This window comes from Xenorhabdus beddingii (genome assembly GCF_002127545.1).
In the GTDB taxonomy this organism is placed as follows: Bacteria; Pseudomonadota; Gammaproteobacteria; order Enterobacterales; family Enterobacteriaceae; genus Xenorhabdus; species Xenorhabdus beddingii.
Window position 1 is genome coordinate 123,913 of sequence record NZ_MUBK01000006.1, and the last position, 18,705, is coordinate 142,617.

The following is an 18,705-nucleotide window of genomic DNA, read 5'->3' on the forward strand; positions in this document are numbered from 1 at the left end:
TTTATTCAAAATAATTGAAAGATTGTAGCAATAATTGCTAATTATCATGTTCTGAACAAGCGTATAACATGATCGGCATCACGAGATATGAGTCATGTTTTAAAAATGTTCAAAGGAGCATAATATGAAAAAGGTAAAAAATATCACCGCTATTTTAGCATTATGTGCGGTTTCATGGGGTTCATTTGCGGCAACTGAAGTACAAGTTGCTACGGGAAATAAAATCGGGGTTGTCTCAGTGACGGGGGCCGCTACACTGGATAGTCTGACTACAGAATTATCCAAAAAAGCTGACAAAGCTGGCGCGAAATATTTCCGCGTTATTTCTGCAACGGGCCAGAATAGACTCAATGGCGTTGCCGAAATTTATAAATAATTTATCGTGTTCCATGCAGTCTCCTTGGTATATTTAGTCGAACCTAGAACACGTTACTGGAAAAATACCCGTCGTGTTCTGTTGTCAATGGGATAAACTAACGGCATGGAACTATATGAGTTTAAATAAAGAAAGATTAATAATTTGTCAGTATCTTGCCAAACAACATGTATTCACCCTCTGCACTGCCTCTGCCCAAGATTTATGGTGTGCGAGCTGCTTTTATGTCTTTGATGCCGATAGCATGGCATTTTGGTTTATGACTGAGCCTGATACCCGACACGGGCAAATGATGCAGCAACATCCCGTCGTTGCAGGTACTGTTGCCGAACAGACCCATAACATCGCTCAAATTAAGGGTATCCAATTCCGGGGTGAGGTGATTCCACTGACAGGCGAAGCTGAAACGGTAGCCAGAGCGCACTATTGCCGCCATTTTCCCATCGCTTCAACCGCCAAATCGCCTATCTGGCAACTCAATCTGAATGAAATCAAAATGGTGGATAACAGCCTTGGCTTCGGCAAAAAGCTGCATTGGCAACGTTAATGCTAATATTCTTCATTGATTGTGATCAGCGAAAGTCAGCGTACTTTTTACCGTCAGTCATTTACCGTAAGTAATGAATGACCTGATTATGGCTGCCTCGCCAGATTAACGTGGGATCATGTCGCGTTTGTTCAAATTTCCCATCAACCAAGACATGAATATGGCTGATAACTTCTTGCTGGATCTCACTTAATTCATTGAGTACATAGCCTGTCCATAACCAGATATCCTTATCCGGGCATTCTTCTCTTACACGCTTAACCAACGGTAAAATTACGGGTAAATTATGGGGATGCAGAGGATCGCCACCGGATAGTGATAAACCTTGCCGTTTAATCCGCCGATCTTTCAAATCAGCGATGATTTGGTTTTCCACCTCCAACGTAAAAGGCTGACCAGAATCAACCTGCCAGGTGCTTTGGTTATAGCAGCCCCGGCATTGATGCTGACAGCCTGATACAAACAACGTGCAACGAGTTCCGGGGCCATTGACCACATCAACCGGATAATACTGATGATAATTCATGGTATTAACCCATTCGGCCATTGCTGAGATGCTTCACGCGGCGTTTCACTTCTTCCTGTTTCCCGCTGTTGAACGGGCGTGCATCCGGGCTGCCAAGATAGCCGCAAACACGGCGAATGACAGAAACCTGCGCTGAGTCATGATTGCCACAGTGAGGACAAGTGAATCCTTTGCTGGTACAGGCAAATTCTCCGGTAAAACCACATTGGTAACATTCATCAATGGGGGTATTGGTGCCATAGTAAGGAACACGCGAATAGCTATAATCCCAAACATCCTCCAATGCTTTCAAATTATGTTGCAGATTGGGATACTCGCCGTAACAGATAAAACCGCCATTCGCCAACGGCGGATAGGGCGCTTCAAAATCAAGTTTATCGTAGGGATTGACCCTTTTTTCCACATCCAGATGGAAGCTATTAGTGTAATAACCTTTATCGGTGACGCCGTGAATCAAACCAAACTCGGCGCTATCCAGACGGCAGAAACGATCGCATAAATTCTCGCTTGGCGTACTGTACAGACTGAATCCGTAGCCAGTCTCCTGCTTCCAGTGATCAACCGCCTCACGTAGATGTTCAATAATGGAAAGGGCTTTCTGTTGGCGCTGTTTATCATCAAACAGGTGGGCGTGATGACCATATAACGCATTGATCGTTTCATGGATACCAATATAACCCAATGAAATAGATGCGCGGCCATGTTTAAAAATCTCAGCAATCGTGTCATCGGCTTTCAGGCGTATGCCACAGGCGCCTTCCATATAGAGGATTGGAGCTACGCGAGCCTGGGTATTTTCGAGTCGGGAAATTCGGGTCATCAGGGCTTTTTTCGCGAGTAACAAACGTTGATCCAAAATCTGCCAGAAGCGGGTTTCATCACCGTTGGCCTCCAATGCAATACGGGGCAGATTCAGGCTAATGACCCCCAGATTATTGCGCCCTTCGTGGATTTGCTGACCATTTTCTTCATAAACACTGAGAAAACTGCGACAGCCCATGGGGGTTTTAAATGACCCCGTTACTTTGATGACTTGATCATAATTGAGAATATCGGGGTACATCCGTTTGCTGGCACACTCCAGCGCCAATAACTTGATGTCATAGTGAGGATCGCCAAATCGGTGATTCAACCCATCACGAATGGCAAAAACTAATTTAGGGAAGACAGCGGTCTTACGATTTTTTCCCAATCCTGCAATGCGGTTGCGCAGAATCGAGCTTTGAATCAGGCGGGACTCTTTTGACGTACCCAGGCCGAAGCCAAATGTGACAAAGGGCGTTTGCCCATTGGCGGTATGCAGCGTGTTTACTTCATATTCCAGAGATTGAAAAGCGTCATAACACTCTTTTTCGGTGCGAGATTCTGCGTAGGCTGCTTGATCCGCAATCTCCCACTCTTTGGCAATGGCCAGATGCTTGTCATAACTGGCTTTCACAAAAGGAGCGAGTACTTCATCAATGCGGTTAATGGTCGTGCCACCATAAATATGGCTGGCAACTTGCGCGATAATTTGGGCCGTGACCGCCGTGGCGGTGGAAATGGACTTGGGTGGCTCAATTTCCGCATTACCCATCTTAAAGCCATGGGTCAGCATGCCTTGTAAATCGATCAGCATACAGTTGAACATGGGGAAAAAGGGGGCATAATCCAGATCATGGTAGTGAATTTCGCCCCTTTCATGCGCCATAACCACATCATGCGGCAGCATATGCCGTTTGGCATATTGCCGGGCGACAATTCCCGCCAACAAATCACGCTGGGTCGGGATGACTTTACTGTCTTTATTCGCATTTTCATTAAGTAGAGAGAAATCATTTTGCTCGATCAAGCCACGAATTTCCTGATCTAACTGATCATGCCATTGATGGGAATTCACGATAAGGCTCCTCAATGAGTTATCCACAGACGAAAATGACATGAAGGCTCGCTTTTTGTTGGGTGTGGATAATCTTGTGTATAAATACTATATATAGTAAATTTCGTGTATTTAAACACAATATATAGATCATTTAAGCCGATTTACCACCAACAAAGTTGATCTAAGACAAAGAAAGAGAGGGTTAACCCGGAAGAGGGAGAAAAAACCGGCAGCTTGAGTATGACGGTATAACAACCCTGATAGCGACGTTATCAGGGTTGAGAAAACAGCAAATTAACCGCGAACGGCGATCGCTTCGATTTCGATTTTCACATCTTTTGGCAGACGGGCAACTTCAACACAGGAACGGGCAGGAAATGGCGCATTATGTTCAGCAAAGAAGGCTTCGTAAGTTGCATTCACGGCTGCAAAGTCATTCAGGTCTTTAACAAACACGGTGGTTTTGACGATATCAGCCACTTTCAGGCCGGATTGTTCGATAATCGCTTTAACGTTTTCCAACGATTGACGGGCTTGGGCAGTAACCTCTTCAGGGATCGCCCCGGTTTTCGGATCAACCGGGATCTGGCCGGAAGTCATCACCATGCTGCCCAGATCAACACCCTGAACATAAGGGCCGATTGCCGCTGGTGCATTTTCGGTATGAATAGAACGTGACATTAAAAACTCCTGTTTAGCGTCTGAATAGAATTAACATCTGAATAAAAAATTTTGCCGGATCGCTTGAGGCGGCGGTTAATCGTTATTGATAACCGCTTGGCGATCAAACTCTTTTTCACAATATTTACAGCGCAATACAACATCATCTTGGTCTGCCATCACGCGGAAGCTGCTGTTGACGGGTTCATTGTGGCTGATGCAATTGCTGTTTGGGCAAACAAGGATGCTGTCGATTTGTTCTGGCAGATTGATTGGCATCTTTTTCACGACGACATAATTTTCAATATTATTGATGGTCGCATGAGGGGCATACATCGCGAGCTGGTTTGCTTGCTGCTCCGTCAGGAAAGTGTTTTCAATCTTGATCAAATCCTTCTTACCCAGATGATTGGAAGGCAGATTCAGACCAATGGTAATACGCTGGTCTGTTTCGGTGAGTTTGAACAGAGACAATAACTTAAAGCCGACATGAGCCGGAATGTGGTCGATAACGGTGCCACATTTAATGGCTTCGACTTGTCGTTGATGATCTTGAGTCATATTGTGTCATGAATACCGGTTCGGTATTCGTCCTCCAGATATTAGGGGATCAAGGGAATCGGCCTATTTTGTCACAGACCATTTGGCATTTCATCTGATTAACTCTTTAATTTAAAAGATGATTTAACTTGTTGATAGAAAATAAATAAAGTCTGATGAAGCGCATTTTTGTTGTTGATTTGTAAAAATACTGTTGATTTGTAAAAGGACTGCTGATTTGTAAAGATGTTATTGATTTATAAATACCGTGTTGATTTGCTAAAACATTGTTGTTTGAATGCTGTTTGTCCCATCGATTTTAGGTTGCGGTATAGTTGACAAGGCCGCAGCATGAAAAATGAAAAGTATCAATGCGGAGGAAAATACAGTGGAAACAATCGCAGTAGAAAAAGACTTTGATTGGCTGATCATCAATAAAATCCCTATTTATGAATGTCATGAACCTTTAGAAATCATCACGAATACTAAGAGATTAAAATGGCAGCCTGTTTATTTTCTTGCGGGGATAAAAGGCGCCATTGAATATTGCCTGCTGAGAAAAAGCGTCGCTGAAAAATTAATGATGGCATCACAATTACTTCCTGCCCATTTAGGTCTTTTGGTCTTGGATGGCTGGCGTTCAGTTGAAACCCAACAGGCATTGCAAGATGCAACGCAGGCAAAAATAGCGGCCCAATATACGGATTTATCACCGGAAGAACAGCAGCGATTGCTGCAACAGTTTGTTGCTCCGGTTCCCGTGGAAAAAAACCAGGTCAGCCCCCATTTGACGGGCGGTTCCGTGGATGTAACACTCTTTGATATGGCATCCGGCCAAGCACTGTTTTTGGGAACTGAGTTTGATGAAGTCAGTGAACTTTCTTACACCGCAGCATTAGAAAAAGCCCCGGAAAAAAATAGGCCGGCCACGTTATATCGCCGATTATTATATCAAGCCATGACGCAAGCCGGATTTACCAACTTACCGACGGAATGGTGGCATTATGATTACGGTAACGCTTTGTGGGCATTTTATAACAATCAGTCTGCCATTTATGGTGCGATAAAGGGAACACGACACGATGAAAATAACTAAATTAATCAATAAGTGTGTGAATATCCTCTTTTTAATTTGACAATATCAGGGAAAATAATGAAAAGCACATTCATTACCGCCGATAACTCATTAATGCTCTGGGCTTTCATCATGATAACCGTCGCGGCGGCTATTATGGCAGAACAGCGTCTTAAATGGGCCGCTAAAATACCCGGATCGGTTATTGCACTGATTATTGCTGTGTTGGCTTCCAATTTAAATATTATTCCTACCGAAGCGCCGGTGTACGACGCTATTTGGGGATATATCCTGCCATTAGCGATCCCTTTATTGTTATTCAAAACCAATTTGCAGCGTATTCTTAAAGAAAGTGGACGATTACTGATATTGTTCCTGATTTCTTCTGTGGCAACCATGATGGGGACGATCCTCTCTTTCTGGATGTTCAAAGCACACATTCCAGAGCTGGATAAAATCAGTGGCATGATATCGGCTTCCTATACGGGAGGCGGTGTTAACTTTGTCGCCATGGCCGCTAAATTAGCGCCTTCCCAAAGCATGGTGGCATCTACCATTGTCGCCGACAACTTTATGATGGCAGCCTATTTTATTATCTTAATGGCCTTGTCCGGCTGGACGGTGGCGAGGAAATTCTGGGGGAGTCCACATACTGATCAGGTAGAACATGATCCCAAGTTGGATAAATCCCAAACGCTGGCGGCGGCGTATTGGAAACCGAAAAACATTGCCCTGAAAGACATTGCCTTATCGCTGGCATGGTCGATCTCTATTGTCGCTCTGTCATTTCATCTTTCATCATGGCTGAAAAACGGGCTTGGGCAACCCAACAACATTTATCAGGAACTGATTTTCAGCCTGATTTCCGATAAATACCTGCTTCTGACCACTGTAACTTTTATTATCGTTTCGATCTTTAAAGAGACATTTAGCAAACTGAATGGCACTCAGGAATTGGGCACTTACGCCATTTACATGTTCTTTGTTGTAATCGGGATACCGGCATCCATTAAAGCCATTATCAGCCATGCATTACTCTTATTTGCTTTTGTTTTTGTCATTGCGATGGTCAACCTGATACTCACCTTTGCCGTTGGGAAAGTGTTGAAATTCAGCCTTGAGGAAAATATCCTTGCGTGCAATGCCAATATCGGCGGACCAACTACGGCGGCAGCAATGGCAATTAGCCGTGGTTGGATCGACCTGGTCGGACCGATAATGGTGATTGGTACTATCGGTTATGTGATTGGCAACTATGTGGGGACATTTGTTTATTTTGTTGTGGCATGAATAACTAATAAATGCACGACGTTATGGATAAGTCGCCTGAAAAATCTATGAGGTTGAAACCAACGCCTTTTGATATTTTGACGCTATCTATAGCCGGTAGCCATTGGAAGACAACGGCGGGAGCAACACAGGTTGTCATGGTATTATGATGCCAAATACGTGCAGTGTGTGCATGTCCGCTGCCGATAAACTTAACTTGATGTTTCTCACAAAGATCTAATAAATCTTTTCCATTATTCAACATGCAGTTATCTACAATGGGTGTCCCCACTGGAATAGCATGGTGATGCATGAATATGGCAGTATTAAAATGGCTGTTTTCAGCCATTTCTCTTGCTAATTCTGCTAAGTTATTGTCGGATATAAAACCGAAATCCTCACCTTCGACAACGGTATCGACTGAAGTAATATGCCAAGATTTATTTTTATACCCACGGCTCTTGATAATATACTGACTTTCTTCTTCTGTAAGAGCGATATCAAAATTATGCTTGAGATCATGATTACCGAGTATAGCAATATAAGGTGTTTTTAGTGATTCCATTTTTTTAAAAAAGTATCTGTAGGCTTCGACATCACCCTCATTGGTAATATCACCGGATACGATAATTAACTCTATTTCAGTAGAGTCTTTTATTCTGGCTATCTCCCCACAAACAAAATCAAAGTTGTCATAAGGATTGACATCAAATACTTTTTGATCTCGGCTTTGGGTTAAGTGTATGTCTGTTAAGTGAATAACTTTCATTTTTTATTACCTCCGGAAAAATCCCATTGATGATCTTTATAATACTGTTCTATGTAATCCAATCCATTAATAACTTAATTTATTTGTCATTAAAAAAATAGCTTTCGATGAGGTTTGTCAATCGCGGTATTCAGCTAGAAACACCAAAGTGCGATAGATCGGTTTTTTCGTGATGTAACCACGGAATAATGACCGTAATGGAAGGATAGGAGTATGATTATAGAAGGGTGATCATCGCTTGATTTTTGCTTATATCACAAGCAAGACAACCTGGTTCGCCCTATGATGAGATCGGCGTTATTGGTTCACCTGTAAACCCGTGGTGAGTTTGGATTGGCCACGACATAAAAAATAGAGATTTTTATGAAATTCAAATCAAAAATAAAACCTTATCACTCGGCTGCCGGTGGTTGGGGTTCACTGGAGGCAACAACTCGCTTTGTCTTTGATAGTAAACAAGCACTGAAAAATATGGTTAACCTGATGCGCATGAACAAGCCCAGAGGCTTTGATTGCCCCGGATGCGCATGGGGGGATGATAACAAAGGTCTTTTCAGTTTTTGTGAAAACGGTGCTAAGGCCGTCACTTGGGAAGCGACCCGCCGGTATGTTGATCGGGAATTCTTCGCAACCCACCGTGTGAGTAAACTTTATCAACAAAGTGATTATTTCCTTGAATATCAGGGACGGGTTGTTGAGCCGATGAGCTATAACCCGCAGACGGATCATTATGAGCCGATCAGTTGGGATGATGCTTTTGCCTTGATTGCCAGCCATATTAAGGCGATGGATAACCCCAATCAGCTTGAACTGTATACCTCTGGACGCGCCAGTAATGAAGCCTCATGGCTATATCAATTGTTTGGCCGTGTTCTGGGGACAAATAACTTCCCTGATTGTTCCAATATGTGTCATGAAGCCAGCGGCTCCGGCATGTTGAAAAGTTTGGGAGTGGGGAAAGGCACTATTCGGCTGCAAGATTTTGATCAGGCTGATGCCATTTTTATATTCGGTCAGAATCCCGGTACAAACCATCCACGGATGCTGCATAGCTTACGCCATGCTGCCGAACGCGGCGCCCGCATTGTCACTTTTAATACCCTGCGTGAGCGTGGCTTGGAACGTTTCGCTGATCCACAAAAACCACTCGAAGTCATCACCCCAATGGCCGGGGAAATTAGCCATCGTTACTATCAGCCCAAACTGGGCGGAGATATGGCAGCGGTGCGTGGGATGGTTAAGGCGCTTTTGGAAACCCATAACACCCTGCTGGCTGAAGGCAAATCCGGTATTTTTGATTTGGAATTCCTTTCAACTTATACCGCAGGCGTGGATGCTTACCTGCAAGAAGTCGCAGCAACCGAATGGTCATTTATCGAAGATCAATCGGGCTTGAGCGAAGCACAATTGCGTGAGGCAGCCACCCTTTATCAGAACGCAGAACGGGTTATCTGTACTTGGGCAATGGGAATAACTCAACATAAACACTCATTGATTACCGTGCGTGAAATCGTCAACCTGCAATTGCTTTTTGGTCAACTGGGTAAACCCGGTGCAGGGCTTTGTCCGGTGCGTGGTCACAGTAATGTACAGGGTAACCGGACGATGGGAATTAATGAGAAACCGGCCAAACCTTTCTTGGATAAAATGGCGGCCCATTTTGATTTCGAGCCACCTCGTGCTCATGGGCATAATGTTGTCGAAGCATTGAGTGCCATGTTGCGCGATGAAGTCAGGGTTCTGATCGCATTGGGTGGCAATCTTGCGGCGGCGGCGCCAGATAGCCCACGTACAGAAGAAGCGCTTAGGCACTGTGATTTAACCGTACACATCAGCACAAAATTAAATCGGAGTCACCTTGTCACCGGTAAAAAAGGGGCTCTTATCTTGCCGACATTGGGTCGTACTGAACGAGATATGCAGCTCACAGGATCACAATTCGTCACGGTAGAAGACTCTTTCAGCATGGTTCATGCCTCAGAAGGGGTGAATAAACCGCTATTTGATAGCCAACGTTCTGAGACCGCAATCGTTGCCGGCATTGCCGATGCGACAGTAGGCAATACCGCGACGATTAACTGGCTGGCATTGGCTGGGGATTACAATAAAATTCGCGACCATATTGCGGCGACCATTCCAGGGTTTGATGGTTTCAATAAAAAATGTGAACACGCTGGCGGCTTCTATCTTGGCAATGCGGCAGCCGAATTACGCTTTGCTACACCGAGCAAAAAAGCGGAATTCAGCCATGCCGCCCTACCCAAAACACTGTTTCCACAAATTGAAGGTACTGACGTTCCTTTCACGTTGCAGACCTTGCGTTCGCATGACCAATACAACACCACGATTTATGGACTGGATGATCGCTATCGTGGCGTTTATGGTCAGCGGGAAGTGCTGTTCATGAATCCAGAAGATATTGCTCAATTGGGATATCAGGCTGGCGATCGGGTCGATATCGAAACTGTGTGGAATGACGGTATCAAACGCATTGTCTCTGGCTTCAAGCTGGTTCCTTACACTATTCCACGTGGGAATCTTGCTGCTTACTATCCGGAAACTAATCCATTGGTCCCAATGGAAAGTGTGGGTGATGGAACAGGTACGCCCACTTCAAAATCGGTGCCGGTGAAATTATCCCGCACCGAACCGGATGGGTCTGAACCTCAGCGTCTGGTATAGGGTGCTTAGGGTTTTTTTGCTTAATACAGTAACAAAAAGTACGTCGATTCAGGCTCGGTTTTGGAGATAACAATACGATCTTCATTCAAAACCGAGCTGGATAAAATGCCAGAATGGAATTAAAGGTGGTTAAATTTATGGTTGGTCTGACGTTCCGGATGGGTCTTCCTGTTCATTGCTATTGTGTTTATCCAGTTCCGCCAAAATAAGTTCAAGTTGCTGATCAAAATCAGCCGGTTTTTTATCCTTGAACAAGAACAGGGCAGGGAAGCGTTTATAATCGGTGGCGGCAACGGCGTCTTTTCCTTGCAACAGGTATTTGACGATAAAGGCGTGGGCTTCGTCTTGCCGTAGTTTGGTATTAAATCCCCACATAGAGACATAGGAGAGGCACATCTGAAAAGCCCGCCGAACCAGAGTGTTATTATCATCCAGCCGATTTCATAAGAACAGGCGTAAAGTCAGATCATCGTATGACCGAGCATAACAATAATGCAGATAATTTATCTGGTTAACTTAAAAGAAATAAAAATCTTTCCTGAGGGAAATAATATTATGACCAAGGGATAATTTCCTCAATCATAATATTACGGGCTGTTTTTTATTGCGCTATAACAACCTCTTCATTCAAGACTAACGACAACAAGGCTTGACGGGCAAAAATGCCATTACCTGCTTGCTGGAAGTAGTAAGCATAGGGGGTTTTATCGACATCAACCGTAATTTCATCAATGCGTGGCAGCGGGTGCAGCACTTTCAGGTTCTCTTTGACCTGCACCAGATCTGCCGCGCGCAGAACAAACTGAGCCTTGATATTGGCATATTCTGAAGGATCAAGACGCTCTTTCTGGACGCGGGTCATATACAGAATATCCAGTTCAGGCAGCACATCTTCAAAGTGAGTGTGGAGGCTGTAACTCACCTGTTTTTCATCCAACATATGCAGGATATAGCTTGGCATAGCAAGGGCATCCGGAGCGATGAAACAGAAATGGTTGCCATCGAATTTCGCCAGCGCTTGTGTCAGTGAGTGGACAGTCCGGCCATATTTCAAATCACCAACCATAGCGATTTTCAGGTTTTCCAGTCTGCCCTGCGTTTCCTGAATAGTAAACAGATCAAGCAAAGTTTGGGTCGGATGCTGATTTGCACCGTCGCCGGCGTTAATGACCGGGATATGGCCGGAAAATTCAGAAGCCAGTCGCGCCGCGCCTTCCTGTGGGTGACGCATGACGATTGCATCGGCATACTGGCTGATGATAGAAATCGTATCAGCCAACGTTTCTCCCTTTTTACCCAATGAAGTATTGCTGCTGTCAGCAAAGCCGACGACGGAAGCACCGAGTCGCTGGATAGCCGTTTCAAAAGAGAGACGAGTGCGCGTTGAAGCCTCAAAGAAGCAACTTGCGATCACCTTGTGTTTCAGTAACTCAGTCTGTGGATTGGCTTTCAATGCAGCGGCCGTTTGCAATACCCGTTCCAGATCTGTGCGGCTCAGATCGTTAATTGAAATGATATGCTTGCGATATAACGGATTAGCCATGTTTACGTTCCTCTCTGATGACTTCTAGCCTTGGACTGGGCAGCAAAAAAAAGCCCCTCAATTGAGGGGCTTTTTTAATGTTCGGTTGAGCAATGGGAAAAACAATGCGCTTACGCTGCCAGCAGACAGTGTTTCGTTAGCTTGATGTTTTGTAACGGCCTTTACAGCGCAATCTTTCATGTTTTCTCCCGGCAAATCGTCGCGCATTATACTCACGATAGCATTCACCGCAAGGTTTGCCGGAAGAAATTTTTGTTTTGATGGCTTGTCAGATCCAAGAACCGAAACAAAGAGGTGATTATTCGTTTCTGTCACCCAAACTGACGGCCATTCTGTTGAAGGCGTTCATAAGGGAAATCGCGGCAGTCAGGTCAACAATCTCTTTTTCTGTGAAAATGGCATCAAGGCGTTCTTTGATATTATCCAGTGTGCTTTGTTTGAGATCGGTTGTCAGGGCTTCACACCACTCCAATGCCAATTTTTCTTTGGTACTGTAGATGCTGGAATTGAACCATGCAGGCAATTTATCCAGTTTGACTTGTTCTATACCATGATTTTTGCGAATTTGTTCGGCATGAAGATGACAACAATAGGCACAGCCATTTATTTGAGATACACGAGTTTCTACCAGCAGAATTAAGGCTTGATCCAGTTTAGAAGCATGTATTTCTGCGTAGCTTTGATATAGGGGATTAATGACGAGGGGAGAAATTTTTGCGTAATCCATATTTATTTTTCAGACCTTTTATTTTTGTTTAATGGTGTAACTATAAATAGGCGATATTTTCTTTCTTCACGATATCAAGAAATATTATATATCAATGTTTCCGCCAATACCTGTATATATATCATGTTTTTCCCCTCCGTTTTCATTTGTATTACTTAATTATAAATACCGAAAAATCGTTGGCCAGATCGGTATTGGGGAATATTTCCCGGCATTCCGCCAATAATCGCGGGCACTCTTCGATACCATAGCGTCCGCTGATATGGGTGGCGATAAAATGTTTTACCTGAGCATCACGCGCCAGTGTTGCGGCTTGTTTGGTGGTGGAATGCCCCCGTTCATTGGCTTTTGCAGCGAATGCATCTTCCAGCGTCGTTTCATGCACCATCACATCCACATTGGCGGCCATTTTCAGTGCCTCCGGCGTAGGTTCGGTATCCCCGAAAATAGCCAGTGATTTTCCACGAATCGGGGTGCCTAAATACGCTTTGCCACAAATTGTACGACCATCTTCCAGCGTTACCGTAGCGCCTTGCTTTAAGGCCTGCATCCACGGGCCACGGGGAATGCCATCCTGATCCAGCTTTTGAGCATCGAGCGCACCGGGTTTGTCGTGTTCTTCAATCCGATAACCATAACATTCCACCCGATGATTCAAGGTATAAGCCGTAACGCTGAGTTCACCATCATCAAACAGTTGCCCTGGCTGGATTTCGATAATTTCCAATGGATAGGTCAGAAACGAGCTACTCAGTTGCAATGCCGTTTCTACAAACTGACGTATGCCGGTTGGTCCATATAAAGTAAGGGGATCGGTAGAGCCGCCCATGGAACGGCTGCACAATAATCCGGGCAGACCGAAGATATGATCACCATGCAGGTGAGTGATAAAGATTTTCTCCAGTTTGGCTATCTTGATAGGGGAATGAAGGATCTGGTGTTGGGTTCCTTCTCCGCAATCAAACATCCACAGTGCGTTACGGATACCCTGTAAATCGAGTATCAGGCTGGTCACATTGCGCGCTTTGGTGGGAATGCCTGCGCTGGTGCCTAAGAATTTCAGTTCCATTTTATTCTTCTCCTAGTCATGTTGAATGCTTTCCCAATCCAGACCGAATCGGGCAAGGTACTTACGTAATCTATCGGCATCATTGGGCTGTTTTTTCTGTTGGCGTGAAACGGCAAATAACTTGCGGCCTGCTTCCGATAAGCTGGTGGATCTACGGCAGATCTTAATCACGGTTTCCAATTGTTGGCGATCAAATAGATCGATTTCCGGCAACCCCTGTGGCAGCAGGGAAGCATGTTCCTCCCCGCCCCAATTTTGCTTGAGTCTGATGATTTCTTCTTCAACTAACGGTTGGTTGATACGTCCATTTTCGGCAAATGTCGCCATCCGCGCTACGGACGCGCTGAGTTCACGAAAATTTCCCCGCCACTGCGCCTGTGCAGAACAGGCAAAATGCAGGTAAATTTGCCGTGCTTCTTTATCAAAGCGCACTTGCGTTTGTTGCATTTGTGCATAGCGAGCAAGTTCATAATCGATGTTTGGTTCAATATCTTCGCGGCGTTGCGCCAAACCGGGCAGTTGATAAGTCCACATATTTATGCGGGCATATAAATCTTCGCGAAATTTTCCCTGAACCACCCAATCACGCAGGTCACGGTGTGTGCCGGCAATTAATTGAAAATCACTGTGCACTGCCTTATCCGAGCCATAAGGCAGGAAACTCTTTTCTTCAATGGCTTTCAACAGCATGGCTTGTTCATCCAATCCCAATTCTGCCACTTCGTCAAGAAACAGAATGCCCCCATCGGCTTCACGAAGCAGCCCGGTGCGTGGCTGAATCGCCCCTGTAAATGCGCCCTTGACGTGACCAAATAGCGTGGACATCGCGTTATCACCGCGCAGAGTGGCACAGTTCACCTCTACAAATCGCCCTTTGATTAAATAGCGTGATTGCCGTAGCTGATAGATTCGGCGGGCAAGAAAGGATTTACCTGCACCCGTCGGCCCGGTCAGCAAAATGGGCGCCGTGGAACGAAAGGCGACGCGCTCCACTTGGTCGATCAGGCGGTTGAAATTGGCATTGCGTGTAGCGATGCCCGCTTTCAAGAATGCGACCTGTTCCTGTTGTTCGCGCTGAAAGCGGCTGGTCAGAGTGGTATAACGGCTGAGATCTAAATCGATGATCGTATAAACGCCGGCGGGATGGCTTTCATCCCCCTCATTTTTGGGCGATGTCTGGAGCAGTTGTGCTGGCAGATAACGGGCTTCGGTCAGCAGGAACCAGCAAATTTGTGCAACGTGGGTCCCGGTTGTGATATGTACCAGGTACTCTTCGTTTTCGGTATCGAAAGGGTAACGAACGGCAAAATCCAGCAGCGCGGTATAAACTTCTTCAAAATCCCAGGGATCTTCGATGTGAATTTCATTCAATACCACTTCTGTCTGTGGTGAAGTGTGTTCAATATCCTCTTTCACTCGCGCTGCCAAAACGCAGTCATTGGTTTGATAAAGCAGTTCCAGTTTATCGATTGGCAACTCCGGCTGTTGGCACATACCAATAGTAGGGCGCCATTTTGCCCAGCGATTGGCCTTCTTGCCTCGCCTATCTAACTTTGTACCCAAAATTCCAATAGCCACTCTGCGTTTCATCGTCTTCCCTGCATTTTGGTTATCTAAATTTATAAACAACGATATAGAAAGATAAGTAATTTAATCTGCAAAAACAATAATCAAAATGAGTCGAAAATAAAAACAGCTAATTTTCAAATAGATAAATAATATTTCTGTTTTTTTTCAAAGTTGGCACGCAATTGGCAATAACCAGAGGGTCTATACACTGAGATAGCATGAGTGTTAAACGCATGGGTAAAAATGAAAGGAGAACAATAATGACAACAACTGAAATGAAAACCAACGCTTATAACTTATTGACGCAAGAAAATGGTGTACCGGTAAAAATGTGGACGAATGGCGTACCAGTCGATCCCAAAGCCATTACCCAATTGCAAAACACGGCGAAGATGCCTTTTATTTTCAAACATCTGGCGGTAATGCCGGATGTCCATGTCGGTAAAGGTTCTACCATCGGTAGTGTGATCCCGACTCACGGCGCGATTATCCCGGCTGCGGTTGGGGTGGATATTGGTTGCGGAATGATTGCGGTGCGTACTTCGCTGGTGGCATCTGACTTACCGGATAGCCTGTTGAATATTCGTCATGCCATTGAGTCTGCTGTACCGCATGGACGTACCGTAAACCGTGGCGGCCGTGATAAGGGGTCTTGGTATAACGCGCCGGAGATTGTGGATCAACATTGGGCGACATTGGCGGATGGGTTCAAGTGTATTACCGATAAATACCCAAAACTATTGACCACCAATAACCACCAGCACCTAGGAACGCTGGGAACGGGGAACCATTTTATCGAATTGTGCCTTGATGAAGCGGATCGCGTTTGGATCATGCTGCATAGCGGTTCCCGTGGTGTGGGTAATGCCATCGGTAACTTATTTATCACGCTGGCGCAGCAAGATATGCAGCAGCATATCGCTAACCTGCCAGATCGCGACCTGGCGTATTTCGAGGAAGGAAGCCGTTATTTTGACGATTATATGGAAGCGGTAGGTTGGGCGCAGGATTATGCCCGCCAGAACCGGGAAGTGATGATGCACCGAGTGCTTGAGGCGTTGTCACGTGAGATCCCAAAACCCTTTACCACCCAGCAGGAAGCGGTGAACTGCCACCATAACTATGTACAGCGTGAGCAGCATTTCGGTGAAGAGGTGCTGGTAACACGTAAAGGTGCAGTATCTGCCCGCAAAGGCCAAATGGGGATCATTCCGGGTTCAATGGGGGCGAAAAGTTATATCGTTCGTGGGCTTGGAAACGAAGAGAGTTTTTGTTCATGCAGTCACGGAGCAGGCCGGGTCATGAGCCGTACCGAAGCGAAAAAACGCTTCACCGTCAGTGATCAAAAACGAGCAACAGCCCATGTGGAATGTCGTAAAGACAGCGATGTGATCGATGAAATCCCGATGGCATACAAAGACATCGACGCTGTGATGGCAGCGCAGTCATCGCTGGTGGAAATTGTGCATACCTTGCGTCAGGTGGTGTGTGTAAAAGGGTAAACATGAATAAATAGGAAAATAGAAGAAATGGAAAGGGAAATAAAAACACGCGCAGTCAGCCCTGCCATGCGTTCCCGCATCAAACAGGAGCTGGCTGACATCGAAAAAAATTATGGCGTGCGGATACTGTACGCCTGTGAATCCGGCAGTCGTGGGTGGGGTTTTGCCTCACCGGACAGCGATTACGATGTACGGTTTATTTATGTCCATCCTGTGGACTGGTATCTCAAAGTGGAAGCGGGGAGGGACGTGATTGAACTGCCGATCAGTGATGAACTGGATATCAGTGGGTGGGAACTCCGCAAGACTCTAAAATTGCTGAAACAGGCGAATCCAACCTTAATGGAGTGGTTGGATTCTCCCATCATTTATCATGCTGATCCGGCGGCAACCAATGGATTGAAAACGATGGTATCGCATTTCTTTTCGGACATTAAAGCGCGCTATCACTATCTCTCGATGGCGAAGAAAAACTTTAGGGGTTATCTGCAAGGTGAAGAAGTCCGGTTAAAAAAATATTTTTACGTATTGCGTCCCTTGCTTGCTGTCCGCTGGATCGAAATGGGTAAAGGTGTGCCGCCGATGGATTTTGAAACACTGATGGCGGGAACGGTGGATGATCCGCTATTAAAAATGGAAATTGATGATCTGCTGCGAATTAAACGGTCAGCAAATGAGGCAGAATATGGCCTGCGTAAACCGAAAATTCACGCTTTTATTGAATCAGAATTAGATGAAACATTGATGCGCTGTGAGTTTAAGGATAAGCCTGAACGCAGCCATAAGTTGTTGGATGATTATTTAAAGCGTTGGGTAATGAAACGCGGATTTCTGAGTTAAGCGTCATCAAATATAGGGAATTCAAATCAACAGGTAAAAACATGGATCAGATCGATACTAAAATTAGCCGATTTTTAAGTTATGTATTACGCCATCAACCGGAATCCATTGGTTTGACTTTGGATAGTGAAGGGTGGGCGGATATCGGTACGTTGATAAAATGTGCTGTTAAGCACGGTAAGCGATTGAACTATGCGCTTATTGAGAAAGTTGTCGATTCCAATGATAAAAAACGGTTTGCCATTTCAGAGGACCAAAAACGCATCAGAGCAGTACAGGGGCACTCAACCAAGCTGGTGGATATCGGTTATCAAGAAAAAATTCCGCCGGTGATTTTGTACCACGGCACAGCCACCCGTTTTTTGGATTCGATTTTTAAACAGGGATTAGTGGCAGGAACACGGCACTACGTGCATTTATCGGCGGATGAATCCACGGCGACCAAGGTGGGGCAACGTCACGGCAAGGCGATTATCTTGAAAATTGAAGCACAATTGATGTATGAACAGGGCTTTAAATTTCATCAAGCAGATAACGGGGTGTGGTTGACAAAATCCGTACCTATTGAATATATAGGTTTCGAGTAGGTGCTTATTTCTTTCGGAGATCAACATGTTGGTGACTGATACTTTATTGGCGTTTACCCTTGCCGCCGCATTACTGACCTTAACCCCGGGGTTGGATACTGCGTTGGTATTAAGGACTGCAACCGTAGAGTGTCTAGTCCTGATATACGTTGACACTTATTTTACTCATCACCGCCTGATGATGTACGTCATCGGGCGTTTGATATTTTAGGGCTAAGTGGGGTCGGTATCGATTATAAATCTCTATCGATTCACTCACCATTGTCGTCGCTTCTTTAAGATTAGCGGGCTTACAGAGTAAAAATTCGTTTTTCAGTATCCCATTGACCCGTTCTGCCAAAGCATTCTGATAACAATCGTAGCCGTCTGTCATTGAGCACATGACGGCATGGTACTCATGTAACGCCTGATAGGATTTTGAACAATATTGCAATCCCCTGTCTGAATGATGGAGCAGTGATTGTCCGGTCAATTTTCGGCCTCTTAAGGCCTGTTTATACGCCTTGATGACCGAGTCTGTTTTTAGGTTATCGTGGACATGATACCCCACGATTTTACGTGAC

20 protein-coding genes are annotated in these 18,705 nt (G+C 45.1%); 8 read left to right on the forward strand and 12 right to left on the reverse strand.

Going from position 1 to position 18,705, the window contains the following annotated elements:
- Nucleotides 1–124 precede the first annotated feature (124 nt).
- Both bhsA and Xbed_RS05635 read left to right on the forward strand, forming a co-directional pair.
- On the forward strand, nucleotides 125–376 hold the full coding sequence (gene bhsA / locus Xbed_RS05630; protein WP_086111949.1) for a multiple stress resistance protein BhsA: 252 nt from the start codon (nucleotides 125–127) through the stop codon (nucleotides 374–376).
- Nucleotides 377–491: 115 nt separating this feature from the next.
- On the forward strand, nucleotides 492–923 hold the full coding sequence (locus Xbed_RS05635; protein WP_086111950.1) for a YhbP family protein: 432 nt from the start codon (nucleotides 492–494) through the stop codon (nucleotides 921–923).
- Between the two features lie 61 nt (nucleotides 924–984).
- Here Xbed_RS05635 and nrdG read toward each other — a convergent pair whose 3' ends face one another.
- From nrdG to pyrI, 4 genes are all read right to left on the reverse strand, one after another.
- On the reverse strand, nucleotides 985–1,449 hold the full coding sequence (gene nrdG, locus Xbed_RS05640; RefSeq protein ID WP_086111967.1) for an anaerobic ribonucleoside-triphosphate reductase-activating protein: 465 nt from the start codon (nucleotides 1,447–1,449) through the stop codon (nucleotides 985–987).
- A gap of 4 nt (nucleotides 1,450–1,453) precedes the next feature.
- Complete coding sequence (gene nrdD, locus Xbed_RS05645) at nucleotides 1,454–3,370, reverse strand: anaerobic ribonucleoside-triphosphate reductase (protein WP_086111951.1); 1,917 nt, start codon at nucleotides 3,368–3,370, stop codon at nucleotides 1,454–1,456.
- A 234-nt stretch (nucleotides 3,371–3,604) separates the two neighbouring features.
- Nucleotides 3,605–3,991, reverse strand: coding sequence for a 2-iminobutanoate/2-iminopropanoate deaminase (gene ridA, locus Xbed_RS05655; protein WP_086111952.1), 387 nt, complete (start codon nucleotides 3,989–3,991; stop codon nucleotides 3,605–3,607).
- Between the two features lie 75 nt (nucleotides 3,992–4,066).
- Nucleotides 4,067–4,531 carry an aspartate carbamoyltransferase regulatory subunit gene (pyrI, locus tag Xbed_RS05660; protein WP_086111953.1) on the reverse strand — a complete coding sequence of 155 codons (465 nt, stop codon included), beginning with the start codon at nucleotides 4,529–4,531 and terminating at the stop codon, nucleotides 4,067–4,069.
- Between the two features lie 367 nt (nucleotides 4,532–4,898).
- Between pyrI and Xbed_RS05665 the strand changes: the two genes are divergently transcribed.
- Nucleotides 4,899–5,606, forward strand: a complete 708-nt coding sequence (locus Xbed_RS05665) for a M15 family metallopeptidase (RefSeq protein WP_167371874.1) — start codon at nucleotides 4,899–4,901, stop codon at nucleotides 5,604–5,606.
- 57 nt (nucleotides 5,607–5,663) lie between these two features.
- The gene (locus Xbed_RS05670; RefSeq protein ID WP_086111955.1) at nucleotides 5,664–6,875 is read left to right on the forward strand and encodes a DUF819 family protein; all 1,212 of its coding nucleotides are present in this window, start codon (nucleotides 5,664–5,666) and stop codon (nucleotides 6,873–6,875) included.
- A gap of 4 nt (nucleotides 6,876–6,879) precedes the next feature.
- Here Xbed_RS05670 and Xbed_RS05675 read toward each other — a convergent pair whose 3' ends face one another.
- Nucleotides 6,880–7,623, reverse strand: coding sequence for a metallophosphoesterase family protein (locus Xbed_RS05675; protein ID WP_086111956.1), 744 nt, complete (start codon nucleotides 7,621–7,623; stop codon nucleotides 6,880–6,882).
- Between the two features lie 363 nt (nucleotides 7,624–7,986).
- Here Xbed_RS05675 and Xbed_RS05680 point away from each other — a divergent pair, with 363 nt between their 5' ends.
- Nucleotides 7,987–10,305 (forward strand): FdhF/YdeP family oxidoreductase, encoded by a 2,319-nt coding sequence (locus tag Xbed_RS05680; protein ID WP_086111957.1) that lies wholly within the window; start codon nucleotides 7,987–7,989, stop codon nucleotides 10,303–10,305.
- A 135-nt stretch (nucleotides 10,306–10,440) separates the two neighbouring features.
- On the opposite strand, the gene Xbed_RS05685 is transcribed toward Xbed_RS05680, so the two are convergent.
- The 6 genes from Xbed_RS05685 to rtcR form a co-directional block, all read right to left on the reverse strand.
- On the reverse strand, nucleotides 10,441–10,701 hold the full coding sequence (locus Xbed_RS05685; protein WP_139837458.1) for a hypothetical protein: 261 nt from the start codon (nucleotides 10,699–10,701) through the stop codon (nucleotides 10,441–10,443).
- A gap of 205 nt (nucleotides 10,702–10,906) precedes the next feature.
- Nucleotides 10,907–11,848, reverse strand: coding sequence for an aspartate carbamoyltransferase (gene pyrB / locus Xbed_RS05690; protein WP_086111959.1), 942 nt, complete (start codon nucleotides 11,846–11,848; stop codon nucleotides 10,907–10,909).
- A 57-nt stretch (nucleotides 11,849–11,905) separates the two neighbouring features.
- Entirely contained in the window at nucleotides 11,906–12,163 is a 258-nt protein-coding gene (locus tag Xbed_RS05695) for a hypothetical protein (protein ID WP_086111960.1), read from the reverse strand.
- Nucleotides 12,147–12,575, reverse strand: a complete 429-nt coding sequence (locus Xbed_RS05700; protein ID WP_086111961.1) for a carboxymuconolactone decarboxylase family protein — start codon at nucleotides 12,573–12,575, stop codon at nucleotides 12,147–12,149. Before Xbed_RS05700 ends, Xbed_RS05695 begins: the two co-directional genes overlap by 17 nt.
- A gap of 151 nt (nucleotides 12,576–12,726) precedes the next feature.
- Nucleotides 12,727–13,644 carry a ribonuclease Z gene (rnz, locus tag Xbed_RS05705; protein WP_086111962.1) on the reverse strand — a complete coding sequence of 306 codons (918 nt, stop codon included), beginning with the start codon at nucleotides 13,642–13,644 and terminating at the stop codon, nucleotides 12,727–12,729.
- A gap of 12 nt (nucleotides 13,645–13,656) precedes the next feature.
- Entirely contained in the window at nucleotides 13,657–15,234 is a 1,578-nt protein-coding gene (rtcR, locus tag Xbed_RS05710; protein ID WP_086111963.1) for an RNA repair transcriptional activator RtcR, read from the reverse strand.
- 254 nt (nucleotides 15,235–15,488) lie between these two features.
- Here rtcR and Xbed_RS05715 point away from each other — a divergent pair, with 254 nt between their 5' ends.
- Genes Xbed_RS05715 through Xbed_RS05725 form a run of 3 tightly spaced genes read left to right on the forward strand, consistent with a single transcriptional unit; the run spans nucleotide 15,489 to nucleotide 18,142 of the window.
- Nucleotides 15,489–16,715 carry an RtcB family protein gene (locus Xbed_RS05715; RefSeq protein ID WP_086111968.1) on the forward strand — a complete coding sequence of 409 codons (1,227 nt, stop codon included), beginning with the start codon at nucleotides 15,489–15,491 and terminating at the stop codon, nucleotides 16,713–16,715.
- A 39-nt stretch (nucleotides 16,716–16,754) separates the two neighbouring features.
- Nucleotides 16,755–17,555 (forward strand): nucleotidyltransferase domain-containing protein, encoded by an 801-nt coding sequence (locus tag Xbed_RS05720; RefSeq protein WP_422641377.1) that lies wholly within the window; start codon nucleotides 16,755–16,757, stop codon nucleotides 17,553–17,555.
- Between the two features lie 41 nt (nucleotides 17,556–17,596).
- A complete protein-coding gene (locus Xbed_RS05725) occupies nucleotides 17,597–18,142 on the forward strand; it encodes an RNA 2'-phosphotransferase (protein ID WP_086111964.1) in 546 nt (181 codons plus the stop codon).
- A 133-nt stretch (nucleotides 18,143–18,275) separates the two neighbouring features.
- On the opposite strand, the gene Xbed_RS05735 is transcribed toward Xbed_RS05725, so the two are convergent.
- Nucleotides 18,276–18,705 (reverse strand): integrase core domain-containing protein (locus tag Xbed_RS05735; RefSeq protein WP_139837459.1); only part of this gene is annotated, 430 nt, incomplete at its 5' end.

Bases quoted from the DNA above. Each gene is read 5' to 3' on its own strand.
- Xbed_RS05680 (WP_086111957.1), top strand. From the start codon at position 7,987: ATGAAATTCAAATCAAAAATAAAACCTTATCACTCGGCTGCCGGTGGT.
- Xbed_RS05715 (WP_086111968.1), top strand. From the start codon at position 15,489: ATGAAAACCAACGCTTATAACTTATTGACGCAAGAAAATGGTGTACCG.
- bhsA (WP_086111949.1), top strand. From the start codon at position 125: ATGAAAAAGGTAAAAAATATCACCGCTATTTTAGCATTATGTGCGGTT.
- pyrB (WP_086111959.1), bottom strand. From the start codon at position 11,848: ATGGCTAATCCGTTATATCGCAAGCATATCATTTCAATTAACGATCTG.
- Xbed_RS05685 (WP_139837458.1), bottom strand. From the start codon at position 10,701: ATGTGCCTCTCCTATGTCTCTATGTGGGGATTTAATACCAAACTACGG.
- rnz (WP_086111962.1), bottom strand. From the start codon at position 13,644: ATGGAACTGAAATTCTTAGGCACCAGCGCAGGCATTCCCACCAAAGCG.
- ridA (WP_086111952.1), bottom strand. From the start codon at position 3,991: ATGTCACGTTCTATTCATACCGAAAATGCACCAGCGGCAATCGGCCCT.
- Xbed_RS05725 (WP_086111964.1), top strand. From the start codon at position 17,597: ATGGATCAGATCGATACTAAAATTAGCCGATTTTTAAGTTATGTATTA.
- Xbed_RS05700 (WP_086111961.1), bottom strand. From the start codon at position 12,575: ATGGATTACGCAAAAATTTCTCCCCTCGTCATTAATCCCCTATATCAA.
- rtcR (WP_086111963.1), bottom strand. From the start codon at position 15,234: ATGAAACGCAGAGTGGCTATTGGAATTTTGGGTACAAAGTTAGATAGG.
- Xbed_RS05675 (WP_086111956.1), bottom strand. From the start codon at position 7,623: ATGAAAGTTATTCACTTAACAGACATACACTTAACCCAAAGCCGAGAT.
- nrdD (WP_086111951.1), bottom strand. From the start codon at position 3,370: ATGTCATTTTCGTCTGTGGATAACTCATTGAGGAGCCTTATCGTGAAT.
- pyrI (WP_086111953.1), bottom strand. From the start codon at position 4,531: ATGACTCAAGATCATCAACGACAAGTCGAAGCCATTAAATGTGGCACC.
- Xbed_RS05635 (WP_086111950.1), top strand. From the start codon at position 492: ATGAGTTTAAATAAAGAAAGATTAATAATTTGTCAGTATCTTGCCAAA.
- nrdG (WP_086111967.1), bottom strand. From the start codon at position 1,449: ATGAATTATCATCAGTATTATCCGGTTGATGTGGTCAATGGCCCCGGA.
- Xbed_RS05670 (WP_086111955.1), top strand. From the start codon at position 5,664: ATGAAAAGCACATTCATTACCGCCGATAACTCATTAATGCTCTGGGCT.